This is a genomic window from Candidatus Amarolinea aalborgensis (assembly GCF_900491745.1).
Classification (GTDB): domain Bacteria; phylum Chloroflexota; class Anaerolineae; order SSC4; family Amarolineaceae; genus Amarolinea; species Amarolinea aalborgensis.
This window is the reverse complement of record NZ_UETR01000002.1, coordinates 238522-261497: the sequence shown is the minus strand read 5'-3', so window position 1 is coordinate 261497 and position 22976 is coordinate 238522. Positions and strand designations below refer to the sequence as shown.

The 22976-nt window shown below is 60.6% G+C and carries 25 protein-coding genes; 21 read left to right on the top strand and 4 right to left on the bottom strand.

Annotated elements, in window-relative coordinates; genetic code table 11:
* Positions 1–45 precede the first annotated feature (45 nt).
* The 3 genes from ACPQ6D_RS03940 to ACPQ6D_RS03930 all read right to left on the bottom strand — a co-directional run bounded on the left by ACPQ6D_RS03940 (position 46) and on the right by ACPQ6D_RS03930 (position 2258).
* Positions 46–768 carry an HNH endonuclease gene (locus ACPQ6D_RS03940; RefSeq protein WP_423222992.1) on the bottom strand — a complete coding sequence of 241 codons (723 nt, stop codon included), beginning with the start codon at positions 766–768 and terminating at the stop codon, positions 46–48.
* Positions 765–1691 carry a Dam family site-specific DNA-(adenine-N6)-methyltransferase gene (locus ACPQ6D_RS03935; protein ID WP_423222991.1) on the bottom strand — a complete coding sequence of 309 codons (927 nt, stop codon included), beginning with the start codon at positions 1689–1691 and terminating at the stop codon, positions 765–767. The genes ACPQ6D_RS03940 and ACPQ6D_RS03935 overlap by 4 nt, the downstream gene beginning before the upstream one ends.
* Positions 1692–1832: 141 nt before the next feature.
* On the bottom strand, positions 1833–2258 hold the full coding sequence (locus ACPQ6D_RS03930; RefSeq protein WP_423222990.1) for a ferritin-like domain-containing protein: 426 nt from the start codon (positions 2256–2258) through the stop codon (positions 1833–1835).
* Positions 2259–2491: 233 nt separating this feature from the next.
* Between ACPQ6D_RS03930 and rlmN the strand changes: the two genes are divergently transcribed.
* On the top strand, positions 2492–3577 hold the full coding sequence (rlmN, locus tag ACPQ6D_RS03925) for a dual-specificity RNA methyltransferase RlmN (protein WP_423222989.1): 1086 nt from the start codon (positions 2492–2494) through the stop codon (positions 3575–3577).
* A gap of 67 nt (positions 3578–3644) precedes the next feature.
* Here the strand turns inward: rlmN and rpmB are convergent, their stop codons facing one another.
* Entirely contained in the window at positions 3645–3827 is a 183-nt protein-coding gene (gene rpmB / locus ACPQ6D_RS03920) for a 50S ribosomal protein L28 (RefSeq protein WP_423222988.1), read from the bottom strand.
* Between the two features lie 235 nt (positions 3828–4062).
* Here rpmB and ACPQ6D_RS03915 point away from each other — a divergent pair, with 235 nt between their 5' ends.
* The 20 genes from ACPQ6D_RS03915 to ACPQ6D_RS03820 all read left to right on the top strand — a co-directional run bounded on the left by ACPQ6D_RS03915 (position 4063) and on the right by ACPQ6D_RS03820 (position 22971).
* Positions 4063–4428, top strand: a complete 366-nt coding sequence (locus tag ACPQ6D_RS03915; RefSeq protein WP_423222987.1) for an Asp23/Gls24 family envelope stress response protein — start codon at positions 4063–4065, stop codon at positions 4426–4428.
* A 27-nt stretch (positions 4429–4455) separates the two neighbouring features.
* Positions 4456–6171 carry a DAK2 domain-containing protein gene (locus ACPQ6D_RS03910; RefSeq protein WP_423222986.1) on the top strand — a complete coding sequence of 572 codons (1716 nt, stop codon included), beginning with the start codon at positions 4456–4458 and terminating at the stop codon, positions 6169–6171.
* A 27-nt stretch (positions 6172–6198) separates the two neighbouring features.
* On the top strand, positions 6199–7038 hold the full coding sequence (locus ACPQ6D_RS03905) for a DegV family protein (RefSeq protein WP_423223156.1): 840 nt from the start codon (positions 6199–6201) through the stop codon (positions 7036–7038).
* A gap of 1 nt (position 7039) precedes the next feature.
* Positions 7040–9943, top strand: a complete 2904-nt coding sequence (recG, locus tag ACPQ6D_RS03900) for an ATP-dependent DNA helicase RecG (protein WP_423222985.1) — start codon at positions 7040–7042, stop codon at positions 9941–9943.
* 4 nt (positions 9944–9947) lie between these two features.
* Positions 9948–10445: a pantetheine-phosphate adenylyltransferase gene (coaD, locus tag ACPQ6D_RS03895; RefSeq protein WP_423222984.1), complete on the top strand. Its 498-nt coding sequence runs from the start codon at positions 9948–9950 to the stop codon at positions 10443–10445.
* 57 nt (positions 10446–10502) lie between these two features.
* Positions 10503–10952: an ATP synthase subunit B family protein gene (locus ACPQ6D_RS03890; RefSeq protein ID WP_423222983.1), complete on the top strand. Its 450-nt coding sequence runs from the start codon at positions 10503–10505 to the stop codon at positions 10950–10952.
* 131 nt (positions 10953–11083) lie between these two features.
* Entirely contained in the window at positions 11084–11614 is a 531-nt protein-coding gene (locus ACPQ6D_RS03885) for a YceD family protein (protein WP_423222982.1), read from the top strand.
* 108 nt (positions 11615–11722) lie between these two features.
* Positions 11723–11929, top strand: coding sequence for a 50S ribosomal protein L32 (rpmF, locus tag ACPQ6D_RS03880; protein WP_423222981.1), 207 nt, complete (start codon positions 11723–11725; stop codon positions 11927–11929).
* Between the two features lie 247 nt (positions 11930–12176).
* A complete protein-coding gene (gene fabD / locus ACPQ6D_RS03875) occupies positions 12177–13121 on the top strand; it encodes an ACP S-malonyltransferase (RefSeq protein WP_423222980.1) in 945 nt (314 codons plus the stop codon).
* Positions 13122–13144: 23 nt separating this feature from the next.
* Positions 13145–13894 carry a 3-oxoacyl-[acyl-carrier-protein] reductase gene (gene fabG, locus ACPQ6D_RS03870; RefSeq protein ID WP_423222979.1) on the top strand — a complete coding sequence of 250 codons (750 nt, stop codon included), beginning with the start codon at positions 13145–13147 and terminating at the stop codon, positions 13892–13894.
* An 84-nt stretch (positions 13895–13978) separates the two neighbouring features.
* The gene (locus ACPQ6D_RS03865; RefSeq protein WP_423222978.1) at positions 13979–14425 is read left to right on the top strand and encodes an Asp23/Gls24 family envelope stress response protein; all 447 of its coding nucleotides are present in this window, start codon (positions 13979–13981) and stop codon (positions 14423–14425) included.
* 36 nt (positions 14426–14461) lie between these two features.
* Positions 14462–14899 carry a transcription antitermination factor NusB gene (gene nusB, locus ACPQ6D_RS03860; RefSeq protein ID WP_423222977.1) on the top strand — a complete coding sequence of 146 codons (438 nt, stop codon included), beginning with the start codon at positions 14462–14464 and terminating at the stop codon, positions 14897–14899.
* A gap of 84 nt (positions 14900–14983) precedes the next feature.
* Positions 14984–16297 (top strand): cyclic 2,3-diphosphoglycerate synthase, encoded by a 1314-nt coding sequence (locus ACPQ6D_RS03855; protein ID WP_423222976.1) that lies wholly within the window; start codon positions 14984–14986, stop codon positions 16295–16297.
* 45 nt (positions 16298–16342) lie between these two features.
* The gene (locus tag ACPQ6D_RS03850; RefSeq protein ID WP_423222975.1) at positions 16343–16987 is read left to right on the top strand and encodes a hypothetical protein; all 645 of its coding nucleotides are present in this window, start codon (positions 16343–16345) and stop codon (positions 16985–16987) included.
* Positions 16971–17894 (top strand): arginase, encoded by a 924-nt coding sequence (gene rocF / locus ACPQ6D_RS03845; RefSeq protein WP_423222974.1) that lies wholly within the window; start codon positions 16971–16973, stop codon positions 17892–17894. Before ACPQ6D_RS03850 ends, rocF begins: the two co-directional genes overlap by 17 nt.
* 47 nt (positions 17895–17941) lie before the next feature.
* A complete protein-coding gene (locus ACPQ6D_RS03840; protein WP_423222973.1) occupies positions 17942–19903 on the top strand; it encodes an AMP-binding protein in 1962 nt (653 codons plus the stop codon).
* Positions 19904–20321: 418 nt separating this feature from the next.
* Positions 20322–20558 (top strand): type II toxin-antitoxin system Phd/YefM family antitoxin, encoded by a 237-nt coding sequence (locus ACPQ6D_RS03835; protein ID WP_423222972.1) that lies wholly within the window; start codon positions 20322–20324, stop codon positions 20556–20558.
* Positions 20555–20944, top strand: coding sequence for a type II toxin-antitoxin system VapC family toxin (locus tag ACPQ6D_RS03830; RefSeq protein WP_423222971.1), 390 nt, complete (start codon positions 20555–20557; stop codon positions 20942–20944). Before ACPQ6D_RS03835 ends, ACPQ6D_RS03830 begins: the two co-directional genes overlap by 4 nt.
* A gap of 145 nt (positions 20945–21089) precedes the next feature.
* Positions 21090–22259 carry an MFS transporter gene (locus ACPQ6D_RS03825; RefSeq protein ID WP_423222970.1) on the top strand — a complete coding sequence of 390 codons (1170 nt, stop codon included), beginning with the start codon at positions 21090–21092 and terminating at the stop codon, positions 22257–22259.
* Between the two features lie 4 nt (positions 22260–22263).
* Complete coding sequence (locus ACPQ6D_RS03820; RefSeq protein ID WP_423222969.1) at positions 22264–22971, top strand: HAD family hydrolase; 708 nt, start codon at positions 22264–22266, stop codon at positions 22969–22971.
* Positions 22972–22976: the final 5 nt, after the last annotated feature.

The window sequence follows — 22976 nt, the reverse complement described above, 5'->3', positions numbered from 1 at the left end:
CTCCATCTGAAACACGTCTACACGTGTTTTGAATCTGAAACACGTCTACACGTGTTTTTCAATGATCTCCTTAATGAATTCAGGGATGTCCTTCTGAAGTTCCATGGTTCGTTTCTTCAGGCGGTCATAGACCTCAATTTCCGCTCCTATCCACATGAGGTCCGCCCGACGCACTTGGCGCATGGCGACATGATCGTAATCTTCCGGGAAAGCCCAATAGCACTTTTGACAAATCTCCGAATCCTTCAATTCCTGCCAGTTTGCACAGTGTTCGCAGGACCAGGATTTTGCGCGGTTCGCAGACCCACACAATAACATGTATGTTTTTGGGTCGTCCTTGTTCGCAAGGCTATCACCAGCGACTTCGAAGGGTATTCGATGGTCTATCTGGAGGTCGCGCGGATCAAACTCCTCCAAATAGATGGCACAACGATTTCCATGTAGCCTGATGAGCTCTGCTTTCAATGCTTTCGCAAAGGCCGTTCTACCGGAAATTCTGGAGTACTTTGTCGTGGTGGGATCGCCAAACCGGTAAGCGCCTATCTTTCGCCCGTCACTTCCAGTAACCCAGAACGTTTCTAGTGGAATGCCTTGTTCTCGCACATCGCGCGCGGCCCTGGGTGGATGGTTGTAGCCGTATTTCTCCTGCAATTCCTCGGTTGTAATATAGCCATATGTCAATATGTGATCAATGACGGTGCGCGGTCGCTTCGCGGTGACTGATTTACACTTGTCTAGAAACGCTTGAGGCAGATCAAGGACGGTCATTGGGGGCGGCCTTCCATGAGACAAAGCTGCTCACCGCGGGTGTAGCGATAAACAATTGGGGCATGGGCCAATTCATCCGCCAGGCTTGGCGAAAGATAAAGTGATTCAATCGTGACATCGTTTCGGCCCAGGAGCGTGGCTTGTGTCGAACGACCCGCGTACAACTCAATCAGCGTGAGATTGAGTTCTGCAGGGAGTTGTTTGCCAAAGGTCTTGTCGCCGGTGCGGCCATCGTAACTGACCAGGTAGCGGATTCCCCTGGCGTTCAATCCTTCCAGCGCCTGTACGAATTCGCAGAATTGTATGTTCTGAAGATAGCGACTGTCTCTGTTACCGCCGACTCCTTGATAAGGGGGATCCATGTAGACAAGGTCAGCGGGAGTCGCCATGTCCAGAATATCTCGATAATTGCGTGACGAAATCGTGGTGCGCCCTTTAAGGTAATACGACACGCCCATAACCTGCAAACGCATGGTCTCTGGCATCATGCCCTGCCGGCGGTTGTCCGGGCTTTGGTTGAACTCCCCTTGCGCGTTGTAACGCACAGAACCCTTCACGCAACGCGCCAAAAGGTACAAGAACAAATCTGGCCTTCCCAATCGGTTGAAGTCCGATCGTACCTGGTCGTAAAACGATCGAGGGTCGGCTTGTTGTTCCTTCCATAGCGCTGCATATTGTGAAGCAATTTGCTCAGGCGTTTCGATCATTGCACGCCATAAATCCATCAGGGGCTTATTAAGATCGTTGATATGATAGGACTGGCCGAGCTTGTTCACAGCGGCCGCAATCGTGATCGCGGCTGATCCGGCAAACGGCTCATAAAGTGTGACGAACTGAGGCGGGAAATATCGAAGGATCTCGGCTGAGAGATTTCGCTTACTTCCTTGATAGGGTATGGGATGAGGAACGTTCTTTGTCTTCATATCATGTGAGGTCAGCGGACATTGGTAAGCCGGACGCACCGAATGATAACTGAATGGCTGCGCCAGTCGCCCACGTCAGCCACAGAAAGCCAACGCGAGCGGCTGACGCCACGTGCGCGAAAAACCAAACCAACCGCTGTTCTACAGCGGCCACTCCTGCAGGATGCGCTCTGTCTCTTGCTCGTGACCGCTCTCATCGAGCACCATGTTTTCGAGCTGGACTTTAAGCCCCACATCGCCCAATTCGGTCGCATCCTCGGCGCGCTGGGTATAATCCTTGAGGGCTTGTCGCTCCGCCGCCAATATGGCTTCCAGCATCTCGCGGTTGCTGTGCGCAACGGGCACCGGACGCGGCTGGGTGGTGGGTTCGCCGCCGAGGGCGACGATCTTGTTCGCCAGGAACTGCGCGTGGAGCTGTTCGTCTGGCACTTCGGCCATGAAGAACTGCACCAGCTGCGGCCGGAATGGCCCGTTGGCCTTGGCCGCGTAGGTGAGATACTGAATGATCGCGCCCAATTCACCGGCGAGGTCATTGTTCAAGCGTGCAACAAGCGTTTGCTTATCCATAAAAAGTATCCTTTCTTTGCATTTGACACAAAAGCGATGATCTTCGAAACCATGTCATTGACGACACATGCTTGAATTCTACCACCGCCTGCGTCAGGCACAAAAAGCCGTTGCTGACATCTTTTTGACTTCCCTTTCGGCGTGCGGTATACTCGCTTGCGTTTGGGAGCGGGCAAAAAACGATCGCTTCGCCCCGGATGCGATCTAACAGCCAAGCTGACAAGCGTGAGAGCATGATTCGTCTACTAGACTTGACATTGGAACAAATGCGCACACAGGTGCAGACCTGGGGCGAGCCGGCCTTTCGCGCGGAACAGCTGTGGCATTGGCTGTATGCCCGCCAAGCCAACGATCCTGCGCAGATGACGAACTTGCCGCGCACCCTGCAGGCGCAGATGGCAGCCCATGCCAAGATTGATCTCCTGCAGGTCGTCGCCAAGACGGTGTCGGCCGATCGGCTGGCGCACAAGGTTCTGTTCCAACTGCATGACGGACAAACGATCGAAGCGGTGCTTATGCTGTACGACCGCCGGCGCACGCTGTGCATTTCCACGCAGGCAGGGTGCGCGATGGGCTGCACGTTTTGCGCGACAGGGCTAGGCGGGCTGACGCGCAACCTGACAGCCGGTGAAATTGCCGCGCAGGTTCTCTATTTTGCCCGTTGGTTGGGCGATCCAGACGCCAACGGGGCTGACTCACTGCCGATCATGCGCCCTGCGCAGGTGACCAACGTCGTGCTGATGGGTATGGGCGAGCCGCTCGCCAACTACAAGGCGGTGTGGCAGGCGCTCCACACTTTGACCGACCAGCAGGGTTTTGGCCTGGGCGCGCGCCATTTCACCCTGTCCACCGTGGGGCTGGCGCCGATGATCGAGCGCATGGCAGCCGAGCCGCTGCAGATCAATCTGGCCGTTAGTCTGCACGCACCCACCGATGAGCTTCGCAACACGCTGGTGCCCATTAACAAGCGCTATCCGCTGGCTGTGCTGTTGACCGCTTGCCGCAATTACACGGAACGCACTCACCGCCGCTTGAGCTTCGAGTACGCGCTGATGCGCGGCATCAATGACAAACCAGAACATGCGAAGCGCCTGGCGCAGATTGCCCACGGCATGTTATGTCACATCAACTTGATTCCACTCAACCCCGTGCGCGGATCGGCTTTTCAGCCGTCCACCAAGGCAGACACGGAGGCGTTTCTCAACATCCTGCAGCAAGCCGGCATTTCAGCCACGCTGCGCTTGCGCCGCGGGGTCGAGATCAATGCGGGGTGCGGTCAGTTGCGGCAGCAAATCCAACTCGTGAACGCGTCGGGGTAAACAAAAACGCCAACCGACACAACGGCTGGCGTTTTTGATCGCTCAAGCAATGCTGAGAGTGGAACCATCAAGCATTCTTTTGCAGCGTCTTCAGGCACTTGGCGCAAGCATACACCCGGCGCGACCTGCCATCCACCACCAGCGTCTTGCGCTGGATGTTGGCTCGCCACATGTGACGAGTATGTCGGGCCGAAAAGCTCACCCGGTTGCCAAACTGCGGCCCTTTGCCGCACATTTCACACATTGCCATGTCGAACCCCCCAAGGACGTGGCGCCGCTTTCAACGATGCACTGGCATCGAGGAGCCGCAGCGCCTGGATTTTTTCGCCTGACTGCCGGGCAAAATAAACGCCCCGCAATGCTGCAGGGCAGTCGGCCCAAAGCCGTGCTGTTCAATGGGACGCATCTTACCACAGGATGGCGACTTCGCCAAAAAAGCCAGTGCGCAATCGTGGATAGGACTGAAGTTGAGGTCGAGGGTCAAGATGGAAGAAACCAAACTGGGACGCATTGAGATTTCGCCGGCGGCCATCGCCGCGCTGGCTAGCGAGGCCGTCCTGGAGTCATACGGGGTCGTGGGCATGGCCAGCCGCAACCTGATTGATGGGATCAGTGAGATGCTGCAGGGAGATCGAGCGCGGCGCGGGGTGCTGGTTCATCAAGACAACGAGCGCATCATCATTGATCTATATATCATCGTTCAGTATGGCACCCGCATTTCCGAAGTGGCGCAGAGCGTGATGAGCCGAGTCAAATTCACGCTCGAACAAACCCTCGGTCTGCCCGTGCAAGAGGTTAATGTTCATGTGCAGGGCTTGCGCATGGATGGCGAAGATCAGGCTGAGTCCTGACACTGAGATCAACAGGAGGCTCCAGGTTTGGCAGGGACATCTTTTCAACACGGCCGAGCCGCTTCGCCTACGCTGGCCGACAAATACCCACAGGGCGCGATCGTGACCAGTGTGGATGGGGCCGATTTCCGCTTGTTGCTTGAGGCCGGGTTTAGTTGGCTGGCGCAGCATCATGAGAGCGTCAACGCGCTCAACGTTTTCCCTGTACCTGACGGCGACACCGGCACTAATATGCTGCTCACCATGCAGTCGGCCTGGGAGGAAATTGTCAAGCTGGACAGCGGCCACCTGGGCAAGATCATGCAGGCCGCGGCCCAGGGTGCATTGATGGGCGCGCGCGGCAACTCCGGCGTGATTTTGTCCCAGATCCTGCGCGGGATGGCGCGCGGCCTGGAGCAGCAAACCGCGTGTAATGCCCCACAACTGGCGCATGCGCTGCGCCTGGCATCCGACACCGCGTACAAGGGTGTTGTCAAGCCGGTGGAAGGCACCATTCTCACGGTAATCCGCCTGGTGGCCGACGCGGCCGAAAAGGCCGCCCAGCTCGATCATGATCTGCGTTTTGTCTTTCGACGCATCGTTCACACGGCCGATGAAGCGGTGGCGAAAACGCCCAGCCTGCTTGCGATTCTGGCGCAGGCGGGCGTGGTGGATGCGGGGGGCAAGGGTCTCTTTTACCTGCTCGAGGGCATGGCGCGTGCACTGGAAGGAGAGCGCTTGACACAAGACCACCAACGACAGGCGACATTTGTCGGCCATGCGGACGCGCTGGACGGCGAGTACGGCTTTGACATTCAGTTCATCCTGCAAGGCAACAACCTGGACGTAGACGAGATTCGCCGCGTCATCACCGGCATGGGCGACTCCGTCCTGGTCGTGGGCGACCAGCATACGGTCAAGGTGCATCTGCATTCCAGTGAGCCAGGCCACGCGTTGAATTATGGCGTCAGCGTCGGCCATATGAGCCGCATCATCGTCGAGAACATGGACGCTCAGTTCGACGAGTTTGTGCACGGCGAAGGCAGCGGCGACGGGCCGTTGGCGGGCCGCACGCTGACCGAAATCAGCGCGCCGCCCGCGTCCGCAGCCAGTACGGCGACCATTGTGGTGGCGCCAGGCGCCGGCCTGCAGCAGGTATTCCAGAGCCTGGGCGCCAGTCAGATCGTCGCCGGCGGCCAGACCATGAATCCGAGCACGCAGGAACTGCTGGCGGCCGTGGAAGCTACCCCGGCCGAGGATGTCATCATCCTACCGAACAACAGCAATATCGTGATGGCCGCAGAGCAGGCCAAGCAGTTGTCGCACAAGCGCGTCCACGTGGTGCCGAGCAAGACGATTCCACAGGGCATCAGCGCGCTGATCGCTTTTCAGCCTTCAGACAGCGTCGAAGACAACATCAAGGCCATGACCCACGCCTTAGGCGCGATTCAGACAGGCGAGATTACCGTGGCGGTGCGCAGCGCGGCCTTCGACGGCATTCGGGTGGAAGCTGGCGAGATGATCGGGCTGCTGAACGATGTACTGACCGCGCATGGCCGCAATGCCCAGGACGTGGCCCTGGAACTGCTGCGCCAGATGCAGGCCGACGCCCGCGAAATCATCACGGTTTACTACGGCCAGCCTGTCAACGAAGCAGAGGCCATGGCGATGCAGGGCCTGCTCGTTGAGACGTTTCCTGAACAGGCCGTTGAGATGGTCAACGGCGGTCAGCCTCATTATCACTACATCGTTTCGGTCGAATAGTCGCAGCCTGGAGTCGTTCTCGTGTCAATGGTAAAAATCGTTACCGACAGCAATGCCCAACTATCGCCTGGCGTCGTCGAACGCTTAGGCATCCATGTCGTGCCGCTGCGTATTCAACAGGGCAAACGCATTAGCCGTGAAGGCGTGGATGTCACGCCGCACAACTACTTCGCACGCTTGGACCGCAGCAACGTGCTGCCGGTGGACTTACCGCCTTTGCAGCAGGAAATGGCCGATCTCTATGCACATCTGCACCGAGAGACCGATCAGATTCTCTCGCTGCACGTATCGTCACGCATCAATGACACCTGCGCGGTGGCGCGCACAGCCGCAGCCAACCTACTGGGCCGCTGCCGAATCATGGTGCTCGATTCGCAGATGGTCTCCATTGGACTTGGCATTCTGGTGGAGGCCGCGGCCGAAGCGGCGGCGGCCGGCACGCGGCTCGATGAAGTGGTGCGTCTGGTGCGAGGCATGGTGCCGCACCTGTATGGCGCATTCTTTGTCGAAACGCTTGACTACCTGGAACGCAGCCGGCGCATCAGCAAAGCCCAAGCCCTGTTGGGAACCATGCTCGGTATCAAGCCGATGCTCACCGTGGAAGAGGGCGAAATTCTGCCAGCCGAAAAAGTCCACACGCGCGAGCGCGCAGCCGAAAAATTGGCCGAGTTCATCGGCGAGTTTTCACAAATCCGCAAAATGGCCGTTCTGCAGCACGATTTTGACCACGAAACAGAAACGCTGCTCACACACCTGCACGATCAACTTCCAAATCGGGAGATCCCAGTGTATACCTACAGCCCGTCGCTGGCCTGTCACCTGGGGCCAAGCGCCATCGGCGTGATCGTTTACGAAGGTCAGATTTAGCATGATAAGCAAATCCGAATTGCCCGGCGCGTTCGAGCGTCTGAGCAAAATCCTGGCTCTGGAAAAACGGCAGGGCTATCGCAACAAAGCAGTCATTGGCGGGCTGGACAAGTTTGCCGCGCGTTGGGAACAAGATGCACGGCACGAAATGCCCCAAGACCAGCCGTTGATTGGCGAGATTGTCTCCCTGCTCACCGGCTACCCAACCGTCGCCGACCAGGAAGCGCGCGCGCGGGTGATCAACGATATTATGCTGCGCCTGAACATGCCAACCGCCACGGCTGCGCCAGATAGCGCGCGCCCGCCGCGGCCGTCTGAGGACAGCCCAGGAAACAGGCAGCAGGCGCAGCCCCCGGCGGGCGTTGCCCCGCGTCCAAGCGAACAGCGCCCAACCACGGCGAGCCAGGAGCCTGAGGGGAACCCACCTCCGACCGCCGGGGCCAAGGCTCAGTCAGCCTCACCGCAGGCGCCGCGGCCGCAAGCTCCGCAGCGTGCACAGCCTGAGGCGCAGCCAGGTCGCGGCGCAGCGCCAGAAAAGAACAAGCCCGCGCCTCCACGTCAAACTCCCGCGGCCAGCGAGCGGCCAAGCCAGCCGCAAATCAAACCAGCCAAGGCGCCGGACAAGCCCGCGGCGAAGTCATCCCCGCCCGCGCGGCCGAGCGCCCCAGCCAAGGGTGGACAGAAGCAGCCGCCCGCCAGGCCAGCGCCGCCGGCCAAATCGGGCGCGCCCGAACGCGCGCCGCGATCGAGCGCGCCGCCCCATCCGGTTCCCGAGCGCCGCCCGCCCACGCGCCGGGCGCGCGGCCTCGCCAACAGCGAGATCAACCTGGGCCTACAGGCGCAAGTGACCAGCCTGCCCAGCATCGGCCCCCACTATGCTGAGCTGTTGGCGCGCTTGAACATTACGACAGTCGAAGACTTGCTGTGGCATTTCCCGCATCGCTATGTGGATTACAGCCGCCTCAAGCCCATCGCTTCGCTGACCCGCGACGAAGAGGTGACTATTCTCGCCACCGTCTGGGAAGTGCAGGAGCGCCTTCAATTCAACGGCCGCCGGGTCATTCAAGCCATTGTGGCTGACGGCAGCGGTACGATGCAGGTGACCTGGTACAATCCGTATGTCAAAAACCAGGTCAAGGCCGGTCGCGTGCTGGCCCTCAGCGGCAAAACCGACCTTTACATGGGACGCCTGGTCATGAATAGCCCGCAGTGGGAGCCGCTCGACCAGGAGCTCGTGCACACCGGTCGCATGGTACCGATGTATCCGTTGACCAAAGACTTGAGTCAACGTTGGCTGCGTCAACGGATCAAACAGGTAGTGGATGCCTGGGCCAGTCACATCACGGACTTCCTGCCCGACCGCGTCCTGGCTTCTACGAGGCTCATGTCGCTGTCCAAGGCGTTGGCGCAGGTGCACTTTCCAGATAGCGCCGACCAGCTAGACCAGGCGCGGCGCCGCCTTGCGTTCAATGAGCTTTTCCTGATCCAGCTGGGCGCGCTGCGTCGCCGTCAGGCGTGGCGCGGGCATCCGGCCCCGCGCCTGGCGATGGGCGAGTCCGATTTGGCGCGCTTCCAGGAAAGCCTGCCATTCACGCTCACCGCCGCGCAGGAGCGCGCGCTGGGTGAAATCGTGCATGACCTGCAGGACCTGCGCCCCATGAGCCGCCTGCTGCAAGGCGATGTCGGCTCCGGCAAGACGGTGGTGGCGGCCGCGGCCATGTGGATCGCTGCGCAGAACCAAATGCAGGCGGCGATGATGGCGCCGACCGAGATCTTGGCCGAGCAGCACTTCGTCGGTCTCTCGCGCCTCTTTGCACGCCTGGGCGAACAAGGGCTGCCCGCGCCCAGCGTGGCGCTGTTGACCGGCAGCCTGAAGGAGACTGACAAAGAGGCCGTCGTCGCCCAACTCGCCAGCGGTGAAGCGCAGGTCGTCGTCGGCACGCACGCGCTCATCCAGGAGGGCGTCAGGTTTGCCAACCTGGGTTTAGCCATCGTGGACGAGCAGCAGCGTTTTGGCGTCGAACAACGCGCGGCGCTCAAGCAGGCGGCGCGCGGCGAGGGCGAGGCGTTGACGCCGCACCTGCTCGTGATGAGCGCCACGCCGATCCCGCGCTCCCTGGCGCTGACCGTGTACGGCGATTTGGACCTGTCCATCATTGACGAACTGCCGCCCGGTCGCCAGCCGATCAAAACCTATGTCGTGCACCCTGACGAGCGCGAACGCGCCTACAGTTTCATCCAGACGCAGGTAGAACAGGGCCGCCAGGCGTACGTCATCTGCCCGTTGGTGGAGGAATCCGATCAATCGGATGCGCGGGCGGCCGTGGCTGAGCATGAGCGTCTGCAGCGCGAGGTTTTTCCGCGGCTGACGCTGGGCCTGCTGCACGGTCGCATGAAGGGCGAGGAAAAGGAAGCCGTCATGCAGGCGTTTGCGCGCAACGAAACCCAGGTGCTGGTCTCCACCTCTGTCGTCGAGGTAGGCATTGACGTGCCCAACGCAACGGTGATGATGGTGGAAGGCGCCAATCACTTTGGTTTGGCACAGCTACACCAATTCCGCGGCCGCGTGGGCCGCGGAGAACATGCCTCCTTCTGCCTGCTGCTCGTGGAGCGCACCGATCAGACGGAGGACGAACGTCTGCGCGCGATGGCGCAGACGCAAGACGGCTTCAAACTGGCAGAGATTGACCTGCAGCTGCGTGGCCCCGGCGATTTCCTGGGCACGCGCCAAAGCGGCATCCCCGGCTTGCAGATGGCCAGCCTGGGTGATGCCAACCTGATGGATATGGCGCGCACCGAAGCGCAGCACCTGCTAGATCTGGATGCGAGTCTGAGCCTGCCCGAGCATCGCAACCTGGCAGCCCGGCTGGAACGTTTCTGGCACGGACAAGGAGATGTAAGCTAGAGCCATGACGATCGCCCTTTATCCAGGCACCTTCGACCCAATTCACAACGGACACATTGATATCGCCACGCGTGCGGCCAGCCTTTTTGAGCATGTCATCGTGGGGCTATACGATCGGCCGGCCAAGCGCCTGCTTTTCAGCACAGAAGAGCGCACGCGCATGGCCCGCCAGGCCCTGGCGCACCTTCCCAACGTGACCGTGCAGTTGTACAGCTGCCTGACGGTTGATTTTGCCATCGAGGTCGGCGCGCGGGTGGTGGTGCGCGGTTTGCGCGCCATCTCTGACTTTGAATTTGAGTTCCAGTTGGCGCTGACCAACAAAAAATTGGCGCCCAACGTTGAGACGGTTGGCCTGATGACCAGCCTGGAATACCTGTATCTCAGCTCGACCATTCTCAAGGAGGTGGCCTTGCTGAATGGGGCGGTGAGCGATCTAGTGCCTGCGCATGTCGAAGAGGCGCTTCAGCGTAAGGTCGTTGGATTGGCATCGCCCGCGGCATAGGCTGCGCCCGCGGCCAACGTGGCGCAGGTAACAGCGAGTGGAAGGATCGTGAGTGGCATGGAGATTTTGCAGCTCGTAGACCAGTTTGACAACCTTTTGCGCAGCAGTTGGCGCGTCCCCCTGACCAGCCGGCTGCTGGTGAGCGAAACCGACTTCAATCGGTTGATTGAACAGATGCGCATGACAGTGCCCGAGGTGATCAAACAAGCGCAGCGGACGGTGCAAGAACGTGACCGCATCCTGGCCCAGGCCAAGGAGGAGTCGGACCGCATCGTGGCGCGTGCACGCACACGCGCCGCGGAACTGGTGAACGAACACGACATCACGCAGGCCGCGCAGCAGCGGGCCGCCGCTCTCCTGCAGGACGCCGAAATGCAAAGGGCGCAGCTGCGCGATGATGCCGACGACTACGCCGTGCATTCCCTGCAGAACCTGGGCGAACACCTGGAACGGATGCTGACGGAGGTCCGCAACGGCATCGAGGTCCTGAAGCCAAGCGCCAGCTAAGGACAGAAGCCAACAATTTTGACGCCTGGCGTACTCTCGCCTATAATGTCGTGCTGCTTGATAAGCAAGCAAGCCGTGGTCAAGTGTGATCTGACGCGATGGCGTCCCCCCTTCATAATGGATAGCGTCCGATGGATTTGGAATTTAATGTTGCCCAGCTTCTGAAAGCACCGGTTGGCGCAACGCGACGTTATGAGCTGGAAGAAGATGTCCACGAATTGGTCGCGGAGCTGCGGCTGGTGTCCCCGGTCACCGGTCAGATTCAGATGCTGCACATTCCGGGGGGCGTTTTAGCAACCGGCCAATTGCAGACGACCGTGGCCATGGAGTGCAAGCGCTGCTTGAGGCCGTTGGAGCTGCCGACTCGGTTTGAGATCGAAGAGGAGTTCAAGTCCACGGTGGACGTGCTCACGGGTACCGCGTTGCCGGTTGATCCTGGCGAGGATATGGCTCTGCTGATTGATGCACAGCACATCCTCAACCTGGCTGAGATCATCCGTCAGGACTTGTTGTTAGCGGCTGAACCAACCGCCCTCTGCCGGCCAGACTGCCGGGGACTATGCTCCAATTGCGGGCAAGATCTCAACGAAGGCCCGTGTGGGTGCCAACGCGAGTCTGAAGATGCACGTTGGGCGGCCTTGAGCCGTTTATTGAATACGTGACGTATGTGGGGACTGCGCCCCTGGATTACCCCAACGGGCAGGCAACCAGCGGCGGGCTCACGAATAAAACACAAGATACCAAAAGAGTCTAGAGGAGATTGTTCACCAATGCCACCATTAACGAAACGTCGTTTCTCGCATGGCCGCACGCATCGCCGCCGCGCGCACGACGCCATCACGCTGCCTAACCTGGTAGAGTGCCCTCACTGCAAGACGCCGCGCATGGCGCACCAGGTTTGCCCAAGCTGCGGATACTACAAGGGCGTCGAAGTAGTCAAACAGGAAGACAAAGACAAGAAGAAGCCGGCCGCATAAGCAAGCCGACGCCGAATGGGGAACACGGCGATAGTGACCGGCGCTGATGGGGGCGAATGCAGGCATGGTCAAGCTGATGCCTACCGAACGGCTGCCGTCAACGCTTTCCCTCTACGGCGCGACCATGCTCAACGCGGCGCCGGTTTAACCGAACACCCGCCGCACTTTGATGACGAAGGACGAAACGCAGCGCCTGGCAGCCTAAATTCGTCCTTCGTCTTTCGTAGCGATTACTTTACATCCGACTATGCCACATATTGCCTACATCTTCCCTGGTCAAGGCTCGCAGGTTGTCGGCATGGGGCAGGCCCTGGCCGGCTCCCTCGCCGCGGCTGCCGCCGTCTTTGCCGAAGCTGACCAGCTGCTTGGTTTTTCCTTGTCTGATCTGTGCTTCAATGGCCCCGCTGAGGCGCTCAACCAAACCATCAACACGCAGCCCGCGCTCTTCGTCACCAGCATCGCGGCGTGGCGCGCTATCGAAGCCGCGCTCGGTCAGGCTCCACCAGCTCAGTTCGTCGCCGGACACAGTTTGGGGGAATACAGCGCGCTGGTGGCTGCGGGCGTGCTCAGTTTTGCCGACGGCCTGCGTCTCGTGCGTTTGCGCGGCCAGCTCATGGGCGAGGCTGATGAGACGGCGCCTGGCGGCATGGCTGCCATCTTGGCGCTCGATGCCGCCGCGGTAGATGCGGTGTGCGCCGAGGCGCGCACCTTGACAGGCGGCGTGGTGCAGGTTGCCAATTACAACAGCCCCGGTCAGGTAGTCATCTCAGGCGATGACGCGTCGCTGGCGCAGGCTCTGGAGATTGCCAAGGCACGCGGCGCGCGCAAATCCATCCGCCTGCCCATCAGTATTGCCGCCCATTCGCCTTTGATGGCGCCGGCGGCTGTGGAGATGAGCCGGGCCATTACGGCGACTGACCTCTGGCCCCCGCGTACGCCCGTGGTCAGCAACATCACCGCGCTGCCCTTGACCACGGTGGAGGAAATCCGCCGCGAACTCGTGGGCCAGTTGACGGCTGGTGTGCGCTGGGAGGACTCTGTACGCATGATGGCTGCGGAAGGCGCTGACTTGTTCATCGAGATCGGCGCGGGCAACGTTTTGACGGGATTGGTGAAACGGATTGTCAAGGATGTGGGCGCGCTCAATGTCGGCGATGCGGCAGGCATCGAACAGATGCGCGCGCTCCTGTAGTCATTGATGGAGGAAAGGCAGCTGTGAACTCGCTTGACGGTCAAGTGGCCATTGTCACCGGCGCTTCGCGCGGCATTGGAGCGGCCGTGGCGCGGCTGTTGGCCGCGCGCGGAGCCAAGGTAGTGATCAATCATCGCGCCAGCGCCGACGCGTCGGTCGCGCTGGCGGCTGAGATCAAAGCAGCCGGCGGAGAGGCCCTCGTGGTGCAGGCCGATGTGAGTGTGGTGGAGGAAGCGGCCGCGCTGGTCAAGGCGACGCTCAGCGCCTACGGTCGCATTGACATCCTGGTGAACAACGCCGGCACGACACGCGATAATCTGATCATGATGATGAAAGAGGCCGATTGGGACGCCGTGATCACCACGAATCTGAAGAGCGTCTACAACTGCTCGAAAGCGGTGCTACGGCCCATGCTCAAGCAGCGGTCAGGGCGCATCATCAACATTACCTCGGTCGTGGGCCTGTCGGGCGCGGCCGGCCAAACCAACTACGCCGCGTCGAAGGCCGGCATCATCGGCTTCACGAAGAGCCTGGCCAAAGAAGTTGGCTCGCGTCAGGTAACGGTGAACGCCATTGCGCCTGGTTTCATCCCTACCGCCTTGACCGAGGTGCTGCCAGAAGAGGCGCGCCAGCAGGCGATTGCGATGACGCCGTTGGGCCGTTTGGGCACAGGCGAGGATATCGCCGAGGCGGTTGCGTTTTTTGCATCCCCCGGCGCCAGCTTCATCACCGGGCAGGTGCTGAGCGTAGACGGTGGACTGGTGATGCAGTAGCAGAACGCCATCGCGCCTGCCCCCTTGCAGGCAGATGTCAGCGTTGCGCCCGACGACAAGACGCCGTTACGGAACAGGAAGGCCATGAAACAAGAAAAAGAAGCCGCCGAGATGGCTGCGGGCGAAGTCGGCGTTGTCAGCGACAGCGCACACCTGGGCCGCGTAACCATCGCACCCGAAGTCCTTCTGACCATTGTGCGTCAAACTGTCTTGAGCCAGGAAGGCGTGGTGCGCTTCTCAAACCACAGCATGCCCAAATTAGGCAGCATTGGCAAAACGCGCACCGCCAGCGCGGACGGTTTACGGATCGAGCTGGCCCAGGATAACAGCGTGGCCGTGGGTGTGCGGCTGGTGGTGTCAAGTCAAGTCAACATGCGCGAGTTGGCCCAAACGCTGCAGACTGAGATCACACGCGCCATGCAGACCATGGTGGACATGAAAACGCGCGAGGTCAATGTGCACATTGACGCGGTTGAGATGGGCAGCGGGGGCCAAGAAAACGCCGCGGAACATCGTGCGCGCCGCCGCTAAGACAGCACGTCAAGAGCAAAACAAGGAGCTATCGGTGTGAAAGCAGCCCGTCGCCAAGCCCGGACCATCGTGCTCCAGGCGCTCTATGAAACGGATACGGTTCATCATGACCCATTGCTGGTCATTGATAACCGGTTGGTAGAAGATCCAACCGATGTCGAAGCCGAGTCGTTCGCGCGGCGCCTCTTTTTCACGGTGCTGGAAAACAGGGCCAAGTTGGACGCCATCATCCAACAGCATGCGCCCGAGTGGCCGCTCGAACAAGTGGCAGTGATTGACCGCAACCTCCTGCGCATGGCGCTGTGTGAAATGACAATCACGCGCGATGCCCCTGTCAAAGTAGTCATCAACGAGGCCATCGAACTGGCCAAAGACTTCGGCAGCGACAGCAGCCCTCGTTTCATCAACGGAGTTCTCGGCAGCATCGTGAATAAGAGCACGGCCAGCGCCGAACGTAAAAGCAAGAAACCTTGACCGCACAACTACACTGACGATCGTTGTCAAGCGGTGCATAGGCGCACCCGCTGGAAACCGTCCATCAGAAAGGACCAACATTCAATGGTGAAGCAACGAGTTTTGATCATGGGCGCCGCCGGGCGCGATTTCCACAATTTCAATGTCTATTTCCGTGGCCGCGAGGAATACGCGGTCGTCGCCTTCACCGCAACGCAGATTCCCAACATTGATGGGCGTCGCTATCCGGCGGCATTGGCTGGCCCGCTCTACCCTGATGGCATCCCAATTTATCCCGAATCTGATCTTACCCGCCTCATTGCCGAGCTGGCCGTGGATCAGGTGGTGTTTGCCTACAGCGATGTGGCGCACGAGTATGTGATGCACAAGGCATCGCAGGTGATGGCCGCGGGCGCTGATTTCCGCCTGCTTGGCCCACATGCCACGATGCTCACCTCGCGCAAGCCAGTGGTTGCCATCGGCGCCGTGCGCACCGGCTCCGGCAAGAGCCAAACCACGCGCCGCGTGTGCGACATTCTGCGCGGCCAGGGCAAAAAGGTCGCTGCGGTGCGGCATCCCATGCCCTATGGCGACCTGGTCAGCCAGGCATGCCAACGATTTGCCTCGTACCAGGATTTGGACGCGCACCAGTGCACGATTGAGGAGCGCGAGGAGTACGAGCCGCATCTCGACCGCGGGGTGGTGGTCTACGCAGGCGTGGATTACGAGCGCATCTTGCGCGCGGCCGAGGAAGAGGCCGATGTGGTCGTGTGGGACGGCGGCAACAATGACTTCCCCTTCTACAAGCCGGATATCTACATCGTGGTGGCCGATCCGCACCGTGCAGGACACGAACTGACCTACCACCCAGGAGAGACGAACCTGCGCATGGCTGATGTGGTGGTCATCAACAAGGTGGACACCGCAGACCTTGACCCGATCACCCGCGTGCGCGACAGCGTGCGGAGCGTCAATCCGAAGGCGATCATGATCGAAGCGGCTTCACCCATTTCGGTCAGTGATCCAGCGGCCATCCGCGGCCAGGCGGTGCTGGTGGTAGAAGACGGCCCCACGCTGACGCATGGAGAGATGGCCTATGGCGCCGGCGTGGTGGCTGCGCGGCGCTTTGGCGCGGCCGAGATTATTGACCCGCGCCCCTATGCCGTGCGCACGATTGCCGACACCTACATCAAATATCCGCGCACCGGCGCCGTGCTGCCCGCCATGGGCTACGGCGATGCCCAGGTCGCCGACCTGGAAGAGACCATCAACAACATCCCGTGCGACTTGGTGATCATCGCCACCCCGATTGACCTGACGCGTGTGCTGCGCATCAACCGCCCCACGCAGCGCGTGGGCTATGAACTGCAAGAAATCGGAAGCCCTACGCTGAACGACGTGCTGGCAAAGCTCACGTAATCCGTCCTGAATGATAAAACGCTGATTCGAGATTATGGAAGCGTTATGTCAATTGATATTGATTTGGATGAACGAACCGAGATTCTCGCTGAGATTACACGGCGCATCACAGATCTCAACGAAGAGAGCCTGGTGCGCCTGTCCGAGTTCATCAGTTTCCTGAAGTGGCAGGAAGAGCAATGGCGCTCGCCTACGCTGGGCGAGTTGGAAGGCAGTCAGCCGCAGGTGATCTGGCGCTTCGACATGGTGGAGCAGTTCGCCAACGCCCGCCAGGCATCCACGCAGGCCCCGGCCGGCATGGAAATCAAGGTGGGACCGGCTTCCAGCGGCGGCGAGCTGCGGCCGGCGATTTGGGAACACCCGCCGGTGGCAGGCGCGGCTGTGATCGAGTATCAATTCACGGTGCCGATGGCCGTGGAGCGATTGCGCTTCCGGGCCAGCGTCGGTGTGCGTGATGGTTCGCTGATTACGGACAACAACCCGGTTGCTTTTCGTCTCTACGTCAACGGCCACAAGCTGTGGAGCACGCTCAAAGCCTCCTGCCGCTGGGACCCCGTCGAAATCGTGCTGCCGTCCCTGGCCGGCCGCGAGGTCACGGTGCAGCTGGTGACGGATGGCCTGGGCGATGCGCGTTGGAATTGGGCCGTGTGGGGCGATCCGCAGGTGGTGGGCTATGCGTCAGCAACCTGATGCCGCCGCCGGGCAGTGCCTGCGTATCATCGGCGTGCCGATGGACCTGGGCCAGCAGCGCCGCGGGGTGGACATGGGGCCAAGCGCGCTGCGCTACGCGGGTCTGCAGGCGCACCTGGAGCGCCTGGGCTACCAGGTGCGCGATGAGGGCAACCTCAATGTGCCGGTGCCCGAAGCCTCGACCGAGGCAATCACCCGCGCCAACGATCTGCGCCATCTGCCCGCCATTGCGCAGGTGACGCAGGAGTTGTACACCCGCGCCGCCGCCCTGGCAGGCGGACCAGACTTGCCGATTTTCCTGGGCGGAGACCATTCGATCGCCATGGGGACTGTCGCCGGCACGGGCAGCGTGGGTGCGATGGGCCTGCTCTGGATTGACGCGCACGCCGATTTCAACACCCCGGAAACCACACCCAGCGGCAACATCCACGGAATGCCGGTGGCTGCGCTCTTGGGGCTTGGCGCAGCCAGCCTGGCCGAGATCGGACGCCACAGCCAACTCAAGCCGGCGCAGATCGTCATGATCGGCGTGCGTGACCTGGACGGCGCGGAACGGCTGCAGCTCAAGCAGAGCGGCATCACCGTCTTCACGATGCGCGAGATTGATGAACAGGGGATGGCGCGCATCGCCCGCCGCGTGCTGGACCGCCTGGCCGCCTTCCCGCGCCTGCACATCAGCCTGGACATGGATGCGCTCGACCCGGACTTCGCGCCCGGCGTGGGGACGCCGGTGCCCGGCGGCCTCAGCTACCGTGAAGCCCATCTCCTGATGGAACTGCTGGCCGAGTCCGGCCGCGTGGCAGCCGTTGACGTGGTTGAAATCAACCCGATCCTGGATCACGGCAATAAGACGGCGGAACTGGCGGTGGAGTTGGTCTGTTCGCTGCTGGGGAAGCGGATTCTGTGATCCGAGACCGGAGATCGGAGAGCGGTGGACAGTGAGCGGAGGGCAGTATGACGGATGAGTTTTCGTTTGTGGGCGGGGGAGAGATTGTCTGGCGGCCATCGGCCGAGGTGATCGCGCGCAGCCGGCTGCAGCAGTTCATGAACCGGCACGGCATCAGTTCGTTCGAGGAGCTGCACCAGCGTTCGACCGACGACATCGGCTGGTTCTGGGAAGCGGTGCTGGCCGAATTGGGCATTGAGTTCTACGCGCCCTACCGCCAGATTGTGGATGTTAGCCGCGGCATCCAATGGCCGGTGTGGTGCGTGGACGGCATGATGAATATCGTGCACAACTGCCTGGACAAATGGCAGAGCACGCCCACGGTCAACCGCGCTGCGCTGCGCTGGGAAGGCGAAGAAGGCGCCGTGCGTGTGCTGACCTACGGCGACCTCTACCGTGAGGTCAACCGCATGGCCGCGGGGCTGCGCGCGTTGGGCCTGGGCAAAGGCGATGCGATTGGCCTCTTCCTGCCCATGATCCCCGAAGTGGTGATTGCGCTGCTCGCGATTGCCAAGATCGGCGGCGTCATTCTGCCGCTCTTTTCCGGCTATGGCGCGGGCGCGGTCGCCAGCCGCCTGGCCGACGGGGAGGCCAAGGCGTTGTTCACCGCCGACGGCTTCTTGCGCCGCGGCCGCGTCGTGCCGCTGAAGCCAGTGGCCGATGAGGCGCTCCTGCACGCGCCGAGCGTGCAGCATGTCATCGTGGTTAACCGGGCGCACAGCGCCATCCCCTGGACAGAGGGACGCGATCACCACTGGGCCGATGTGATGGCAGGTCAGCCGCAGCGAGCCGAGACGGAACGCACCAGCGCCGAAGACGTGGTCATGCTGATCTACACCTCCGGCACCACCGGACGCCCCAAAGGCGCGGTGCACACGCACTGCGGCTTCCCCATCAAAGCCGCGCAGGACATGGCCTTCGGGCTGGACGTGCACGAGGACGATACCGTCTACTGGATGTCGGATATGGGCTGGATGATGGGGCCGTGGCTGGTCTTCGGCACGCTGCTCCTGGGCGCGACCATGGTGCTTTACGACGGCGCACCCGACTTTCCCGACGTGGATCGCACCTGGGCGCTGGTTGCGCAGCACGGCGTCACTGCGCTCGGCGTCTCACCCACGCTCATTCGTTCCCTGCGGCCGCATGGCGCGGCGCCCGTCCAGCAGCACGATCTCTCCACCCTGCGCCTGGCTGGCTCCACCGGTTCGCCGTGGGACCCGGAATCATGGCTGTGGTTCTTCAACACCGTGCTGGAGGGACGCAAGCCGATCATCAACTACTCCGGCGGCACCGAAATTTCCGGCGGCATCGTCATGGGTCATGTGCTGGCACCGCTCAAGCCCGGTGCGTTTACGGGGCCGGCGCCGGGCATGGCGGCCGATGTCGTAGATGACCACGGCCGTTCGGTGCGCAACCAGGTGGGCGAATTGGTCGTACGCCAGCCCTGGATCGGCATGACGCGCGGTTTCTGGCGCGATCCGCAGCGTTACCTCGACACCTACTGGTCACGCTTCCCGGACGTGTGGGTGCACGGCGATTGGGCGGCGATTGATGAGGATGGCCTGTGGTACATCCTGGGGCGCTCGGACGACACGATCAAAGTCGCGGGCAAGCGCCTGGGTCCAGCCGAGATCGAATCGGTCTTGATTCGCCACCCGGCCGTGATCGAAGCGGCTGTCATCGGCGTGCCGCACGAGATCAAGGGACAGGAGGTAGTCTGCTTCTGCGTCCTGCGGTCGGGACATGAGGCCAATGAGGCCCTGCGCCAGGCGCTGCAAGCCATGGTGATTGCCGAGATGGGCAAGGCCTTGCAGCCCAAGGCGATCAAGTTCGTCAGTGCGCTGCCCAAGACGCGCAACGCCAAGGTGATGCACCGGGTTATCCGCGCCGCCTACTTGGGGCATGACCCCGGCGACCTGTCGTCGCTGGAGAATCCGGCCACGGTCGAGGCGATCAAGCACGCGGTGTAACAGAGCCACTGTGCCAATGAAGCCGGAGGCAGTTTCTGGGGCGATTTTTAGGTGATGGGGTATGATACAAGCACGATGTGACAAGCGATGAGCTATTCTCCGCCGCATCAAGCGGGCCATGTTAGCTACGAATGTTCTGTATGCGGGGAACGGGTATTCGAGCGCGAGGCGGTGGATAGGATTCAAGCGTTCTCGCCGGCGTTCGCCAAACCACCCCGGAAGACGGTCAGGATTCACGGGGCAAAGATCTGTTACCAATGGATCACCCAGCAAAAAACTGGACCTGAACAAGAAAGCGCCGTTGGGCAGAGAAGACCATCGGTGCTATACTGCGCATGACGAGAACAGGCTCTATCGAACCCAAACTCCGACTTTGCCGATCTATTGAGTCTTTTCAACGACAACAGGGAGACAGGAGATGAGCGCAACAACGGTAGATATCCACGAAGCACAAACACAGCTACTCCAACTAATGACATTGGCCCTGAAAGGTGGTGACGTTGTCATCGCCAAAGATAATGTCCCGCTGATCAGGCTCGTTCCCGTGAAATCGCCCCGTAAACGCCGTATTGCTGGCTTGCACCAAGGTGCGATGCGGATGCATGCCGATTTCAATGACCCCTTGCCGGATGAATTTTGGCTGGGCACAGTATGAGACTGCTTCTGGATACGCAAATCTTCATTTGGTGGGATAGTGAATCGGAGAAACTACCCGCGCGTGTCTTGCAGTTGTGTGAAGATGAAGCGAACAGCTTGGTGCTGAGTGTCGCCAGCATATGGGAAATGCAGATCAAAGCCCAACTGGGCAAGCTTGATCTGAATCGCCCACTGCAAGAAATCATTCACGAGCAAGAACGCGCGAATCGCATTGAGCTCTTATCAGTGCAAGCTGCGCACGTATTTGGCATACAACAGCTATCCTTCCACCACAAAGACCCATTTGACCGCCTACTTATCGCACAAGCCATGGTGGAGAACATTCCTGTGTTGAGCGTTGACCCTTTGTTTGCGCAGTATCCAATTCAGGTGATTGCCTCGTAAAAACGCCAACTACAAACCTGCGAATCTTTAACCCGCACCCTAGCTTCAAGACATTGCGATTCAGAATGTTGGGACAACAGATAATTCCCGATCGTTGACTTGAGGGATGGTCGCACGATGACCCTATCGTAAAGAGAAGTGCATTTTGACTCAAACCTTTCAGCGGAATCGCTTCACCTGGTTGGCCTACCTGCTTCTAGCCTTCTATGGTTATTTCCTCAATGTCCTGGGTCCGATCACGCCCTTCTTGAAAGACGAACTGAAGTTATCGTACACCGTGAGCAGTCTGCATTTCACGGCGTTTGCCATCGGCATGTTACTGGCTGGCTTAGGCGGCCACTGGCTGATCGAGCGCGTGGGGCGCGGGCGTGCACTGTGGATCGGCGCTGGCGGCATGAGCCTGGGCGCCCTCCTCCTGGTGGCCGGCAGGACGCCCCCGATCACGATCGGCGCTTCCTTTCTGATGGGATTAGTCGGTTCACTGATCCTGGCCATTGTGCCTTCCGCCCTGTCGGATCAACACGGCGAGATGCGAGCGGTCGCGCTGACAGAAGCCAACGTCATTTCCTCGCTGGTGGTGGTGGCCGCACCGCTGCTCGTGGGCTGGTTTGCTCGTGTGGAGGGAGGCTGGCGGGTGTCCTTAGGGATGGTTGCCTTGACGCCCATCTTGCTGTACCTGAGTTTCAGGAAAGCCTCTGTTCCCTCACCAGCTTCGACTCCGGCAGCCCTTGCCCAGGCCAGGCAGCCCCTGCCCTTCGTGTATTGGGCGTTCTGGACGGCGATCGTCCTGGCTGTTTCGGCTGAATTCTGTATGGTTTCCTGGAGCGCTGATTACCTGAAGAACGCGCTGGGGATGTCCATCACGACTGCCGCCCAGGCCGTCAGCCTGTTCTTTGTGGGCATGGCTCTCGGCCGCCTGGCAGGAAGCCTGCTGGTGCGACGATTTTCCACTCCGCACGTTGTCACAGGGTCTATCTTGGTGGCAGGCGTCGGTTTCCTGCTTTTCTGGCAGGCGCGGATCACAGGGCTGGGACTGGCCGGCCTGCTTGTCACCGGGTTAGGTATCGCCAGCCTCTACCCCCTGATCCTCTCGCTGGCCATCGGCGCGGCGGGGAGTAACACAGTCCAGGCCAGCGCACGCGCCACGCTGGCTTCGGGCCTTGCGATCCTGACGCTTCCCTTGGTGCTGGGACGCCTGGCCGATGCCTTCGGCATCGGGCGGGCCTATGGCGTGGTGATTTTCCTGCTGGCAGGTGTTTTCTTGATCATCCAGGTTGCCGGCCGGCTCTCGCCGACGCCGCGGAGGACTACGTAAAGCCATGTCTCGATTCGAAACGATTGCCTTTGATGCCGATGATACGCTGTGGCACAATGAGCGTCTTTATGTCAACACTCAGGCCAGGTTCAGGCAGCTCCTCAGCCATTATCAGCCCCCAGAATGGATTGATGAGCGTCTCTACCAGACCGAGATGCACAATCTGCAGCACTTTGGCTACGGCATCAAAGCCTTTGCGCTTTCGATGATCGAAACGGCCCTGGAATTGACGGAAAACCGCATCTCCGGCGGCGATATCCAAACGATCATTGATACGGCCAAAGCCATGCTGGCGGCCGACGTTGAACTGCTTGAACATGCAGCCGAAACGGTCGCCGCGTTGGCCGAAACCTACCCGCTCATGGTGATTACTAAAGGCGATTTGCGCGACCAGGAGACGAAGATGGCTCGCTCCGGTTTGGCCCGCTACTTCCGCCATGTCGAAATCGTGAGCGACAAAAGTCCGACCAGCTACGCAGCCCTCTTGCAGCGACACGGGATTGCGCCAAGCCGGTTTCTCATGGTCGGCAACTCACTGCGCTCCGACATTTTACCGGTGCTGGCGCTCGGCGCCTGCGCCGTGTACGTTCCCCATCATTTGACATGGGCGCACGAACTGGCTGAATCTCCGCCAACTGATCACCCAGGCTTCTACCAGCTCGAACATCTCGGCCTGTTACCTGACTTGCTGCTAAGGCTTGAGCGCCTATAAACCCA